This window comes from Pseudomonas sp. GW823-FHT02F05 (assembly GCF_058797315.1).
The window spans coordinates 164,449-177,686 of the sequence record NZ_JBXAJM010000015.1 but is presented as its reverse complement, the minus strand read 5'-3'; the positions used below and the strand labels follow the sequence as shown (position 1 = coordinate 177,686).

Annotated in this window: 13 protein-coding genes; 7 read left to right on the top strand and 6 right to left on the bottom strand. The window is 58.3% G+C overall.

Translation table 11 applies throughout. From position 1 onward, the window contains the following. On the bottom strand, window positions 1-222 hold a 222-nt coding region (locus AC1RAC_RS19065), incomplete at its 3' end, for a hypothetical protein (RefSeq protein WP_213159341.1). A 180-nt stretch (window positions 223-402) separates the two neighbouring features. On the opposite strand from AC1RAC_RS19065, the gene AC1RAC_RS19060 reads away from it, so the two are divergent. Beyond that, a complete protein-coding gene (locus AC1RAC_RS19060) occupies window positions 403-1,776 on the top strand; it encodes an MFS transporter (RefSeq protein WP_054922167.1) in 1,374 nt (457 codons plus the stop codon). A 60-nt stretch (window positions 1,777-1,836) separates the two neighbouring features. On the opposite strand, the gene AC1RAC_RS19055 is transcribed toward AC1RAC_RS19060, so the two are convergent. The 4 genes from AC1RAC_RS19055 to flgA all read right to left on the bottom strand — a co-directional run bounded on the left by AC1RAC_RS19055 (window position 1,837) and on the right by flgA (window position 4,431). Next, window positions 1,837-2,586 carry a flagellar brake protein gene (locus AC1RAC_RS19055; RefSeq protein WP_054922165.1) on the bottom strand — a complete coding sequence of 250 codons (750 nt, stop codon included), beginning with the start codon at window positions 2,584-2,586 and terminating at the stop codon, window positions 1,837-1,839. Between the two features lie 96 nt (window positions 2,587-2,682). Then, a complete protein-coding gene (locus AC1RAC_RS19050) occupies window positions 2,683-3,153 on the bottom strand; it encodes a flagella synthesis protein FlgN (RefSeq protein WP_034128459.1) in 471 nt (156 codons plus the stop codon). 48 nt (window positions 3,154-3,201) lie between these two features. Then, window positions 3,202-3,525 (bottom strand): flagellar biosynthesis anti-sigma factor FlgM, encoded by a 324-nt coding sequence (gene flgM / locus AC1RAC_RS19045; RefSeq protein ID WP_054897918.1) that lies wholly within the window; start codon window positions 3,523-3,525, stop codon window positions 3,202-3,204. 141 nt (window positions 3,526-3,666) lie between these two features. Next, entirely contained in the window at window positions 3,667-4,431 is a 765-nt protein-coding gene (gene flgA / locus AC1RAC_RS19040) for a flagellar basal body P-ring formation chaperone FlgA (RefSeq protein ID WP_057976403.1), read from the bottom strand. Window positions 4,432-4,505: 74 nt separating this feature from the next. Here flgA and AC1RAC_RS19035 point away from each other — a divergent pair, with 74 nt between their 5' ends. The 6 genes from AC1RAC_RS19035 (at window position 4,506) to flgE (ending at window position 9,560) form a co-directional block, all read left to right on the top strand. Then, a complete protein-coding gene (locus tag AC1RAC_RS19035) occupies window positions 4,506-5,438 on the top strand; it encodes a chemotaxis protein CheV (RefSeq protein ID WP_034128456.1) in 933 nt (310 codons plus the stop codon). A 42-nt stretch (window positions 5,439-5,480) separates the two neighbouring features. After that, a complete protein-coding gene (cheR, locus tag AC1RAC_RS19030; RefSeq protein WP_014719581.1) occupies window positions 5,481-6,308 on the top strand; it encodes a protein-glutamate O-methyltransferase CheR in 828 nt (275 codons plus the stop codon). A gap of 314 nt (window positions 6,309-6,622) precedes the next feature. Then, window positions 6,623-7,030, top strand: coding sequence for a flagellar basal body rod protein FlgB (gene flgB / locus AC1RAC_RS19025; RefSeq protein ID WP_034120825.1), 408 nt, complete (start codon window positions 6,623-6,625; stop codon window positions 7,028-7,030). Between the two features lie 3 nt (window positions 7,031-7,033). Further along, window positions 7,034-7,477, top strand: coding sequence for a flagellar basal body rod protein FlgC (gene flgC, locus AC1RAC_RS19020; protein WP_032895649.1), 444 nt, complete (start codon window positions 7,034-7,036; stop codon window positions 7,475-7,477). Window positions 7,478-7,493: 16 nt separating this feature from the next. After that, on the top strand, window positions 7,494-8,213 hold the full coding sequence (gene flgD / locus AC1RAC_RS19015; protein ID WP_034128455.1) for a flagellar hook assembly protein FlgD: 720 nt from the start codon (window positions 7,494-7,496) through the stop codon (window positions 8,211-8,213). A 30-nt stretch (window positions 8,214-8,243) separates the two neighbouring features. Beyond that, window positions 8,244-9,560 (top strand): flagellar hook protein FlgE, encoded by a 1,317-nt coding sequence (gene flgE / locus AC1RAC_RS19010; RefSeq protein ID WP_054922158.1) that lies wholly within the window; start codon window positions 8,244-8,246, stop codon window positions 9,558-9,560. A gap of 257 nt (window positions 9,561-9,817) precedes the next feature. Here flgE and AC1RAC_RS19005 read toward each other — a convergent pair whose 3' ends face one another. After that, complete coding sequence (locus AC1RAC_RS19005) at window positions 9,818-12,712, bottom strand: ribonucleoside-diphosphate reductase subunit alpha (protein ID WP_032879843.1); 2,895 nt, start codon at window positions 12,710-12,712, stop codon at window positions 9,818-9,820. Between the last annotated feature and the right edge of the window lie 526 nt (window positions 12,713-13,238).

Sequence of the window (13,238 nt, the reverse complement as noted above, 5' to 3'; positions counted from 1 at the left end):
GCAGTGAAACGATGCATCGCCGATGGTAGTGTGGGGTTTCCCCATGTGAGAGTAGGTCATCGTCAAGATTAAATTCCGAAACCCCAATTGCGAAAGCAGTTGGGGTTTTGTTTTGGGCGCTCTAAAAGCACGCCAACTTCCAAAGCCTGCATAGCGTTCCATTGAAACCTTTTGTACAGATACCCGAATACCAGTCGAACCTTGCGTGTTATCAAGGTTCACAGGTGGTGCGCCATGTATTTATCTCCACGGTTATGTACCTCGCAGACACCCACGTAGCGTCTGAGCTGTGAAACAAAATAATCGCCGGGAACAGGCCCTGCTGCCTGTCCGGATCCAACCGCCCCGGACTATCATGCTGATAGCCCTACCCCCCACCGCAAGGAGCCGCTCGGAACGCCGATGCGCCAGATCTGGAAATCTTTTCGAGCCCTTTATTTCGCCTCTTTGATGATGCTGATCGGCTCCGGCCTACTTAGTACTTATCTGGCTTTGCGTCTGGCAGCAGACAATGTCGACAGCCTGTGGGTCGGTGCGCTGATGGCCGCCAACTATTTTGGCTTGGTGCTGGGCGGCAAGCTCGGACACCGCCTCATCGCCCGGGTCGGGCATATTCGCGCCTACGCCACCTGCGCGGGCATCGTCGGTGCAGCGGTGCTGGGGCACGGTTTGATTGATTGGCTGCCAGCCTGGATCGTGCTGCGGATGATCGTGGGCCTGGGGATGATGTGCCAGTACATGGTCATCGAGAGTTGGCTCAACGAGCAGGCGGATGCCAAGCAGCGCGGTGTGGTGTTCAGCGGCTACATGATTGCGTCCTACCTTGGGTTGGTGCTGGGCCAACTGATCCTGGTCATGCATCCCCATCTTGGGCTTGAGCTGTTGATGCTCGTGGCGTTGTGCTTTGCGCTGTGCCTGGTCCCGGTGGCAATGACTCGACGCATTCACCCGGCCCCACTGCACCCGGCCCCGATGGAGCCGCGCTTCTTTATCAAGCGCGTGCCGCAGTCGCTCAGCACCGTGTTGGGCGCTGGGTTGATCGTCGGTTCGTTCTACGGCTTGGCACCGCTGTACGCCTCTCAGCAGGGCCTGACGACCGAGCAAGTCGGCCTGTTCATGGGGAGCTGCATTTTTGCTGGATTGGTCGTGCAGTGGCCACTGGGCTGGTTGTCGGACCGATATGACCGCGCGCTGCTGATTCGCTGCTTCGCCTTGTGCCTGGCGGTGACGGCCTTGCCGTTGGCAATCATGACGCAGGTTCCGCTGGAAGTGTTGTTCGTGGCGGGCTTCTTCTGTTCGCTGGTGCAGTTCTGCCTTTACCCTTTGGCAGTGGCCTTTTCCAACGACCATGTGGAAGGCGATCGTCGGGTATCGCTGACGGCCATGTTGCTGGTGACCTACGGGATCGGCGCCAGCGTGGGGCCGCTGTTGGCCGGTGTGGTAATGAAGCTATTCGGCAGCCAGATGCTCTATGCGTTTTTCAGCCTGTGTGCATTGATCCTGGTGTGGCGCATTCGCCCCAAGGCGGTGACCAACCTGCATCAGGTCGATGACGCGCCGCTGCATCACGTGGCGATGCCCGACAGCATGTCCAGTTCGCCTTTGGTGGCTGCCCTTGACCCGCGGGTGGATGAGCAGGTGGTACAGGATCAGATGCAAGTCACTGTGCCCGATCCAGAGCCTGCCCCTGAAACCGATGAGCCGACGAGCGAAGAGCCGCACGAGCCACCAGACCCGGACGAACATCCCCATGACTTAAGCAGGGCACGCCCCTGAACGAAAAAACGGGCAGATCCCATCAGGATCTGCCCGTTTTTTTATCTCAGCGTCTAACGCTTAGAGATCGTCGTCTTTATCGAAGCGCCGAGCTTCACGCTGTAATTGGTAGACAAAGCGTTCCACTTGTCGCTGCACCAAGCCACTCATGTTATGAAAGCGCACGCCGGCAAAGGTGGTGTTGATCTTGTCTTCGAAGTGCAGATAGCGCAGTTCCACAGAGGTGGTCATGCTGCCGAAGGGCAGGGCAGCGATAAAGCGATCATAGACCTGGCCTAACTGCAGACGCTCGGAGATGTCGCCTTCAAAGCGCAATTTGCAGCCGGTTGCCGAGATGTCCAACAGCTTACCGCTGACAGGCACCTTGAGCTTCTCGCCACCTAACTGAATATCCACCAATTGCGCGAGTTTCAGTGCGGCGCGGAAGGCATTGCGTCTTTGGTGGTAAACCACTTCGCCGGGCAGGCTGCCGCTGTAGATGCGGTGGCCGCCTTTCTCGCTGATGGTCAAGGTGCCGTTGCTTTCCCAGGCAACCCGCACGCCCTCATGGAAGCCTTCGATACGGAAGGCTTCGCCATTCTCAAGATAGCGTTCACCGTCGCGGGGAATCATTTCGTCCAGTACCAGCGTCTTGCTGTCCCGGTCGATGTCCACCAGGTAGCTCTGGAAGCGCTGGCTACGTTCGTGGAAGGTGATGATCAGCGGGTCATGGCTTTCTTGCAGCATCCGCAACGTGCTGGCGATTTCCAGAGGCGTGGTGAGCACCTTGGGTGGCTGCGGTGCATCTTCCGCATTAAGGGCGTTGAACACGGTTCTTCCATCTCCAGGCAAAATACGACTACACGCAAGAACCGGCATTTTGCCAGTATGTAGCGCGCCTTGGATAGGTCGCGCTGTAAACCGGCGTCAGGCTTGGCTGCGGGTGCTTGGTTTGATCAGGCGTGAGGTGGAGCCTTGGGCGTTATACAGGGCCGGAGGCTCTCCGCCGTGCAGTATGCGCAACTGATTGGCGGTGGTGGCTTGCTGAAGCTGGATCGACTGGCCGTTGAGCAGGTTGGCTTCCTGGCACTGGGCGAGCAAATGATTGAGTTCTTTGCTTTGTGCCAGCAGTTGATCGCCGACTGAGGAGTGGCTGGCCAGTTGTGCCAGGCCATCATGATCTGCGGGCAGGCCCAGGCTGATCAGAATCTCGCTGCGTTTTTTGCCGTGCTGTTCGAGCAAGACAATCAGGGACTGTTTGCGCGCCAGGATTTCTTCCAGCAAGGGCATATCCCGGCCGTACAAGGCCAGTGATTCTTCCTTGAGCAGCTCGAGCAATTGTTGCGTCGGCGCCAGATCATCAATGATCAGTTGGAGCAAATGTTCGTCGTGGTGCATGGCTGGCCTTGGGTTTTAAGCGTCCAAAAGCCCAGCGCAGGCGTTTGCCTAGCGCTCGGCTTCGAAGTTGAGCAGCTTGCTGGCTACACGGTTGCTGTCGACTTTATAGCTGCCATCGGCGATAGCCTGTTTCAACTCGGCCACGCGGGCTTTATTGACGACGGGTTGATCGCGCAGCGAGTCAGTGACCTTCTGCAACTGTTGAGCCTCATTGCTCAGGTGTACCGATTCCCCACTCTGGCTGGCGGCGGCCTGTTCTGCTTTGGCAGGCAAGGGCTGCGGCTTGGCCTCTACGCTGTCCTTGGCACCGGCGGTGCGCGTATTGCCGGGCAAGGCCGGGGTGTTATTCAAACGACTGAAATCAATGACCATGTTGAAAAACCTCTGGGTATTTGGACGCTTGCCATGTTTTCGGCCATACCCGGGCAAACTTTAGGCTCGATTGACAATAAACCTGTACGGCTCAATATCCAGCACACAGTGTAGGAAAAGCTGGCATTTGATTCCAGTCATCTATAGCGCCACCTCGACCTGGCCTGGTGCCGTGACCCGCGCCTTGATCACGCGATTGGAGTTGAGGTTCTTGACGCGGATCTGTTCGCTCATGCCGCCATTTGACAGCGCCTCGCCCGGCATCCTGACGTTCAGGCCGCCGCTGCTGGCGGAAATTACCACCTGGTCACCCTTGCGAATCACCTCGGCCTGTTCCAGATGAACCAGCGTGAGGACTTGGTCGGTGACCACTGGCCGCGTGAGTTTCTGCCCGACGGCCTGTTCCAGCGACGTCAGGTAGCCCTGGTTGATCAAGCTGATATCCCGCTCGCGCAACGCCACGTCGTCGTAGCCGATGATGCCCGTGCGCTTCAACGGTCGCGCCACTACCACCACATCGCGATACAGCTTGACCTGAGCTGGTACGAAAACCGTCCAGGGCGAGGCGCCCTCACAGCGTACCTTTACGGTCACACGACCGATGGGCTGGGCGGGGCTTTCCAGAGTGGCTGTCAATTCCTTGTCGCACATTGGCATGCGCAATCGAGGGTCCAACTGGTTGACCTGAATTTCATAACGCCCCGGCGTCTGGGTAGTCGCCAGATAATCTTCTACAGTGAACTCAAGAAAGCCTTGGGTGACGCCGATAAGTAGATCAGGCAGGGTGACGTTGTCGGCACGGGCCGTGGCGCCCAGGCTCGAGACAAGCAGTGCCATCGCGGCGCAGAGCAGTCTACGGTAGCGTGAGCGGCCAGGGTGTCGGGAAACTGTCGTTTTAATATCCATACTCAGTAAATAGCAAAGCTCGTGCCGTTTAGTGTTGGGTACGCGTCGTACCCCTAGGATTTAGGAGTCTGGGCATGGCAGGTGTAATGGATTCAGTAAACCAGCGCACACAGCTGGTAGGGCAGAATCGCCTGGAGTTGTTGCTTTTCCGCCTGGATGGCAAACAGTTGTATGGCATCAACGTGTTTAAAGTGCGTGAAGTGCTGCAATGTCCCAAGTTGACGATCATGCCCAAGTCCAGTCCGGTGGTGTGCGGCGTGGCCAACATCCGTGGCGCGACCATTCCGATTCTTGACCTGGCCATGGCCACGGGGGCCGCGGGTTTGCAAGACCGCCAGAACCCCTTCGTGATCATCACCGAATACAACACCAAGACCCAGGGTTTCCTGGTGCGCTCGGTGGAGCGCATCGTCAATATGAACTGGGAAGAGATCCATCCGCCGCCCAAGGGCACGGGGCGCGATCACTACCTGACGGCCGTGACGCGGGTCGATAACCAGTTGGTGGAAATCATCGACGTGGAGAAGATCCTCGCCGAAGTGGCCCCCACCTCGGAAACCATCTCCGTCGGGGTGGTGGATGCCGAAACGGCACACAAGGCGGTTTCGCTGCGTGTGTTGACCGTGGACGACTCTTCTGTGGCGCGCAAGCAGGTCACGCGTTGCCTGCAAACGGTCGGGGTTGAGGTGGTAGCGCTGAATGATGGCCGCCAGGCCTTGGATTACCTGCGCAAGCTGGCAGACGAAGGCAAGAGGCCTGAAGAAGAATTCTTGATGATGATCTCTGACATCGAGATGCCGGAAATGGATGGCTACACGCTCACGGCCGAAATACGTAACGATCCACGCATGCAAAAGTTGCATATCATCCTGCATACTTCGTTGTCGGGGGTATTCAATCAGGCAATGGTCAAGAAGGTCGGTGCGGATGACTTTCTGGCCAAGTTCCGTCCTGATGACCTCGCATCCCGGGTAGTCGACCGGATCAAGGCAGCAGATCACGGCTAGGGGATTTCCCCTGGCGGTCACACGATTTAAGAGGCGGCATCATTGTCTACGGGTAATTTGGATTTCGAACAGTTCCGGGTCTTCCTGGAAAAAGCCTGTGGCATATTGCTCGGTGAAAACAAGCAGTACCTGGTATCCAGCCGTCTCAACAAGCTGATGGAACAGCAGGGCATCAAGTCCCTGGGTGAGTTGGTCCAGCGGATCCAGGGGCAGCCGCGCAGTGGGCTCAAGGAAATGGTGGTCGATGCCATGACTACCAACGAAACCTTGTGGTTTCGCGATACCTATCCCTTTGAAGTGCTCAAGAACAAAGTCTTGCCGGAAGCCATCAAGGCCAGCCCGGGCCAGCGCCTGCGCATCTGGTCGGCGGCCTGTTCCTCGGGGCAGGAACCGTACTCGATCTCGATGTCCATCGACGAGTTCGAGCGGACCAACATGGGCCAGTTGAAAGCTGGCGCGCAAATTGTGGCCACGGATTTGTCCGGCACTATGCTCACCAACTGCAAGACCGGTGAGTACGACAGCCTGGCGTTGGGCCGAGGCTTGTCCCAGGAGCGCCTTCAACGTTACTTCGATCCCAAAGGGGCGGGGCGTTGGGCGATCAAGGCGCCGATCAAGAACCGCGTCGAATTCCGCTCGTTCAACCTGCTCGACAGCTACGCCAGCCTGGGCAAGTTCGACATGGTGTTCTGCCGCAATGTGCTGATCTATTTCTCCGCTGAAGTGAAGAAAGACATCCTGCTGCGTATCCATGGCACGCTCAAGCGCGGAGGTTATCTGTTCCTCGGTGCTTCCGAGGCGCTCAATGGGCTGCCGGATCACTTCCAGATGGTGCAATGCAGCCCGGGGATCATCTACCAGGCCAAGTAGCCTGGGTGTATGCAATAAAACTGTGGGAGCCGGGCTTGCCCGCGATAGCGTTTTGTCAGTCGACGAATAGGTCGGCAGGCACTCCGCCATCGCAGGCAAGCCAGCTCCCACATTTTTTTCTCGGCAAGCTGGCGTAAAGCGGCAACTGCCCATTGCCGCTTTACTGGCACTACGCGGAAATCGCTTGCCGCTTTTCTGGCATAGTCGCCGGCAACTCCCCTCGAAACCCTTCATATACGGGGCTTTCGCAAGTTTGGCATACACCTTGCTATAACCCTGCTAACGAACAGCAGGTCAGCCTAAAGGTTTCCGCCATGAGCATCAGCTTCGATAAAGCGCTCGGTATCCACGAACAAGCCCTGGGCTTCCGCGCCCAGCGTGCCGAAGTCCTGGCCAACAACATCGCCAACGCCGACACCCCGAACTACAAAGCTCGGGACCTGGACTTCTCCGCCGTGCTCGCCGCACAACAGGACAAGACCAAGAACGGCACCTTCGCCTTGAACATGACCAATAGCCGTCATATCGAAGCGCAAGGCCTGGGCAATGGTGACGAGTCGCTGCTGTATCGCACGCCGATGCAGCCGTCGATCGACCAGAACACCGTTGACGCCCAGCTGGAGCAATCGAACTACGCCGAAAACTCGGTGAACTTCCAAGCCAGCTTCACCCTGCTCAACAGCAAATTCAAAGGGCTGATGTCAGCCCTGCGCGGAGAGTAAGCCATGTCCCTGTCCAGTGTTTTCAATATTGCCGGCAGTGGCATGAGCGCGCAGACCACGCGTTTGAACACCGTCGCCAGTAACATCGCCAACGCCGAGACCGTCTCCTCGAGCATTGACCAGACCTATCGCGCCCGCCATCCGGTATTCGCCACCATGTTCCAGGGTGGCCAGGCAGGCGGCAGCGAGTCGCTGTTCCAGAATCAGGACGCAGCTGGCTCCGGCGTGCAGGTGTTGGGCGTCGTCGAAGACCAGAGCAACCTGGAGGCCCGTTACGAGCCCAACCATCCTGCCGCGAACGAAAAGGGTTACGTCTACTACCCCAACGTCAACGTGGTCGAGGAAATGGCTGACATGATTTCCGCCAGCCGTTCGTTCCAGACCAACGCGGAAATGATGAACACCGCCAAAACCATGATGCAGAAGGTCCTGACCCTGGGTCAGTGATAAGGGGCGCCAAATAATGGCCATCGTTGATACGTCAAACAACACGGCTGTCCAGGACCTGTTCAACTCCAAGGTCAAGGACGCGTCGAACAATGTCTCGAATGTTTCCAAAGCGGCCACGGGTAACCAGGCGCTGGGCAAGGACGCATTCCTGCAGTTGCTGGTGACCCAGCTGAAAAACCAGAACCCGCTGTCGCCCCAGGACAACGGCGCGTTCGTGGCCCAGCTTGCCCAGTTCAGCAGCCTGGAAGGCATCAACACCCTGAACGACTCGGTGAACAACATCTCCAGCAACTTCAGCTCTTCTCAAGCGCTGCAGGCTTCGTCGCTGGTGGGGCGGTCGATCATTATCCAGACCGACAAAGCCATGGTGGATACCAGCAAGAGCATGAACGGTTCAGTGGCGGTGCCATCGGCGGTGGGCAACGTGTCCGTCAAGATCACCGACAAGGACGGCAACGTCGTACGCACCGTGGATATGGGCGCGCAGAGTGCCGGCAGCCAGAGCTTTATCTGGGACGGCAAGAACGACAAGGGTGAGGTCGCCCCAGCCGGCACCTACACCTTCAATGCCTCCACCAAGAACGACAAAGGTGACGCGGTGGCCCTGACCACCTCGCTACCAGCCACGGTCACCAGCGTGACCCTGAGCAAGACCGGCGGCGAAATGCTGCTCAACCTTGCAGGCGGCATGGGCAGCGTCAAGCTGTCGCAAATTCAGACTATCGGTACATAGAGCCGGCTAAATACGGCAGAGGAGAGAAACATGTCTTTTAACATCGGCCTTAGCGGCCTCTATGCGGCCAACAAACAACTGGACGTGACCGGCAACAACATCGCCAACGTCGCGACCACTGGCTTCAAGTCATCCCGTGCGGAATTCGCGGATATCTACGCGGCCTCCAAGCTGGGCACCGGCCAGAACAGCATCGGCAACGGTGTGAACCTGGCGGCGGTGTCCCAGCAGTTCACCCAGGGCGACGTCAACGGGAGTGGCGGCATCCTCGACATGGCGATCCAGGGTGGTGGCTTCTTCGTGCAGAAGGGCAGCGACGGTTCGCTGGAATACACCCGTAGCGGTGCTTTCCGTGCGGACAAAGACGGCTATATCACCAACAATACCGGCACCTCGCGCCTGCAAGGCTATGCCGCGGACGAGAATGGCAAAATCACCAAAGGCGGCCTGGTTGACCTGCAGCTGAACCTGGCGAACCTGCCGCCGAAGGCGTCTACCAAGGTGGACTCTTCCAGCAACCTGAACTCCTCGTCGCCGGTGATCGATCAGTCCAAGAACCCGTTTGATCCAACCAAGTCCGAAAGCTTCACCACGCAATACAGCACCACCTTGTACGACTCCCAGGGCAATGCGCACCCGATGGTGCAGTACTTGGTCAAAACCGATGCCAACCAGTGGCAGGCCTACACCTTGATCGATGGCCGCAATCCTGATGGTTCGGCTCCTACCGGTACCGGTGCTGACGTGAAGGCGCCTGTGCCGTCGACGTTGAGCTTCGATGGTGCTGGTAACCTCAAGAGCATCGTGACCGGCGGTGTTGCCGGTAACACCTTGACCATCAAGGATTGGGTACCTGGCACGGTGACCGATGGAGTATGGAAAGCTAACGATGCGACGGCTAACAAGGATGGCATCGCCATCAACATGGGCACCGTCACCCAGTACAACTCGGCCAGCTACCGTAACCCGCCGGTCACAGATGGTTACGCCACCGGCCAGATCACCGGCCTGAAGATCGATGGCAGCGGCGTGCTCTTCGCCACCTTCAGTAACCAGCAGAGCAAGGCCATCGGCCAGATTTCCCTGGCCAGCTTCAACAACGAGCAGGGCCTGCAGCCCGCCGGCGGTACGACCTGGAAAGAGACCTTCGCGTCGGGCCAGCCGGGCTACGACGCACCGGAATCTGGCACTCTGGGGTCGATCAAGGCCAGTTCCCTGGAGAACTCCAACGTCAACTTGACCAACGAGCTGGTGGACCTGATCAAGGCCCAGAGCAACTACCAGGCGAACGCCAAGACCATCTCCACCCAAAGCACCATCATGCAGACCATCATTCAGATGACCTGATAGGTTAGCGCTTTAAAATGTGGGAGGGGGCTTGCCCCCGATAGCGGTGAATCAGCCAAGTATCCATTGACTGACACCCTATCGGGAGCAAGCCCCCTCCCACATTTGCATCTGCTTCACGCTGTCCATCCAGGTATTGACCGAACAGCAATACCGCAACAAGGGCTTTATGCCCGCCCAAGAAAAAGCCCCCGATACACCCTAGGTGTATCGGGGGCTTTTCTGCCTCGGGTGGTTAAACCCAGGGCAGGTTCAGCTTATTGGCAAGCTTCGCAATCCGGCTCGTCAATGGCGCAGGCCTTTGGCACAGGTGCCGGGCCGGCTGGCGCTGCGAGTACCGAGTCATCACCGTGGTTGCCGCTGGACACTGCGTTCAGCTTGCCGGTGTTGATGGTCGACTTCTCGGTGCTGGTGGCGGCCAGGGCACGGAGGTAGTAAGTGGTTTTCAGGCCACGGTACCACGCCATGCGGTAGGTCACGTCCAGCTTCTTGCCCGAAGCGCCGGCGATGTACAGGTTCAGGGACTGGGCCTGGTCGATCCACTTCTGACGACGGCTGGCGGCGTCAACGATCCACTTGGTGTCCACTTCGAAGGCGGTCGCGTAGAGCTCTTTGAGTTCTTGCGGGATGCGCTCGATCTGCTGCACGGACCCGTCGTAGTACTTCAGGTCGTTGATCATGACCGAGTCCCACAGGCCACGAGCTTTCAGGTCGCGAACCAGGTACGGGTTGATCACGGTGAATTCGCCCGACAGGTTCGATTTCACATACAGGTTCTGGTAGGTCGGTTCGATCGACTGCGACACGCCAGTGATGTTGGCGATGGTGGCGGTCGGTGCGATGGCCATGATGTTGGAGTTACGAATACCTTTCTGCACACGGGCACGTACCGGTGCCCAGTCCAGGGTTTCGTTCAGGTCGACGTCGATGTACTTCTGGCCACGGGCTTCGATCAGGATCTGTTGCGAATCCAGCGGCAGGATGCCCTTGGACCACAGCGAACCCTGGAACGTCTCGTAGGCGCCGCGCTCGTCGGCCAGGTCGCAGGAAGCCTGGATCGCGTAGTAGCTGACCGCTTCCATGGACTTGTCGGCGAACTCGACCGCTGCATCGGAACCGTAAGGGATGTGCTGCAGGTACAACGCGTCCTGGAAGCCCATGATCCCCAGGCCAACCGGACGGTGCTTGAAGTTGGAGTTCTGCGCCTGTGGCACCGAGTAGTAGTTGATGTCGATGACGTTATCGAGCATGCGTACGGCGGTGTTGACGGTACGCTCCAGCTTGGCGGTGTCCAGCTTGCCGTTGACGATGTGGTTCGGCAGGTTGATCGAGCCCAGGTTGCAAACGGCGATCTCGTCCTTGTTGGTGTTCAAGGTGATCTCGGTGCACAGGTTCGAGCTGTGGACCACGCCCACATGCTGCTGCGGGCTGCGCAGGTTGCATGGGTCCTTGAAGGTCAACCATGGGTGGCCGGTTTCGAACAGCATGGACAGCATTTTGCGCCACAGGTCTTTGGCCTGGATGGTCTTGAACAGCTTGACCTTGCCTGGGTACTCGGTGAGGGCTTCGTAGTACTCGTAGCGCTCTTCGAAGGCCTTGCCGGTCAGGTCGTGCAGGTCCGGGACTTCGGATGGCGAGAACAGGGTCCACTTGCCGTCATCGAAGACGCGCTTCATGAACAGGTCAGGGATCCAGTTGGCGGTGTTCATGTCGTGGGTACGACGACGGTCATCACCGGTGTTCTTGCGCAGCTCGATGAACTCTTCAATGTCCATGTGCCAGGTTTCCAGGTAGGCACATACAGCGCCTTTGCGCTTGCCACCCTGGTTCACGGCAACGGCGGTGTCGTTTACCACTTTCAGGAACGGTACGACGCCCTGGGACTTGCCGTTGGTGCCCTTGATGTACGAACCCAGTGCACGCACCGGTGTCCAGTCGTTGCCCAGGCCGCCGGCGAATTTGGACAGCATGGCGTTGTCGTGGATCGCGTGGTAGATGCCCGACAGGTCATCCGGCACGGTGGTCAGGTAGCAGCTCGACAGCTGTGGACGCAGGGTGCCGGCGTTGAACAGGGTCGGGGTCGACGACATGTAGTCGAAGGACGACAGCAGGTTGTAGAACTCGATGGCACGGTCTTCTTTGTTCTTCTCTTCGATCGCCAGGCCCATGGCCACGCGCATGAAGAACACTTGCGGCAGTTCGAAGCGGATACCGTCCTTGTGGATGAAGTAACGGTCGTACAGGGTTTGCAGGCCCAGGTAGGTGAACTGCTGGTCACGCTCGTGGTTGATCGCCTTGCCGAGTTTTTCCAGGTCGAAAGTGGCCAGGATCGGGTTCAGCAATTCGAATTCGATACCTTTGGCGATGTAGGCCGGCAGGGCCTTGGCGTACAGGTCGGCCATCTCGTGGTGAGTGGCGCTGTCGGCGACTTTCAGGAAGCCCAGGCCTTCGGCACGCAGGGTGTCCATCAGCAGGCGGGCGGTCACGAACGAGTAGTTCGGCTCACGCTCGACCAGGGTACGGGCGGTCATTACCAGGGCGGTGTTGACGTCGGTCAGGGCTACGCCGTCGTACAGGTTCTTCAGGGTTTCGCGCTGGATCAGGTCACCGTCGACTTCTTCCAGGCCTTCGCAGGCCTCGGTGATAATGGTGTTCAGGCGGCCCAGGTCCAGCGGGGCAAAGCTGCCATCGGCCAGGGTGATGCGGATCGACGGGTGCGCTTGTACGGCGGCTTCTTCGGCCGGGGAACGTACGGCACGCTCCTTGGCGCGCGAATCACGGTAGATCACGTAGTCGCGGGCCACTTTTTGCTCGCCGGCACGCATCAGGGCCAGTTCTACCTGGTCCTGGATTTCTTCGATGTGGATAGTGCCGCCCGATGGCATGCGACGCTTGAAGGTCGCGGTGACCTGTTCGGTCAGGCGTGCAACGGTGTCGTGGATGCGCGACGAAGCGGCAGCGGTGCCGCCTTCAACTGCAAGAAACGCTTTGGTGATGGCGACGGTGATTTTGTCATCGGTATAAGGAACGACAGTGCCGTTACGCTTGATCACGCGCAGTTGGCCAGGTGCAGTGGCGGACAGATCCAGGTTCGAATCAGCGGCCTGCGGCACGGAGCCCTGCGGGTTCTCGCGAGTTGTGTCGGTTTGCATGAGGGGGTGTCTCCACATTCTATATTTATTTGGGCACCATCACGGTGCCCACCGTTCCGTCCTGAAGCACTTACAGCAGGCCTGGGCCTGGCATAACAACTTCGGGACAGGAGGAAGGGAGCTCATCGCGCCGCTTCCATGCCGAAGTCTTTGGTTCGGGGCCGGGGAGCCCTTCGCCGTATTCCTGGTGGGTGACAGTGGCCCCATTCAAGCCCTGCAACACCCGTACCGTTTTCTGCCAATCGGGTTGGAAAACGGCCGCCATCCGCGTGCGCGGTTTGGGCTTTCAAAAAATGCTTTGGTTCAACCAAACGCGAGCAAGAAAGCGCTTGAGTTTCTTGTCTGATATGTGTTTGGTCTTTTCGCTGAAAACCCTACATGTAGGGTTTTTTTAGCGCCGAGGTACAAGATAATGCGTTTTTGGGGGCTTAGCAACGCACTACCTGTGGATAACGCTGTGGGTAAAATGTGTATGAATCATGGAACACCCGTGTAGGCCGCACTACTACTGGATTACACCGTTTGT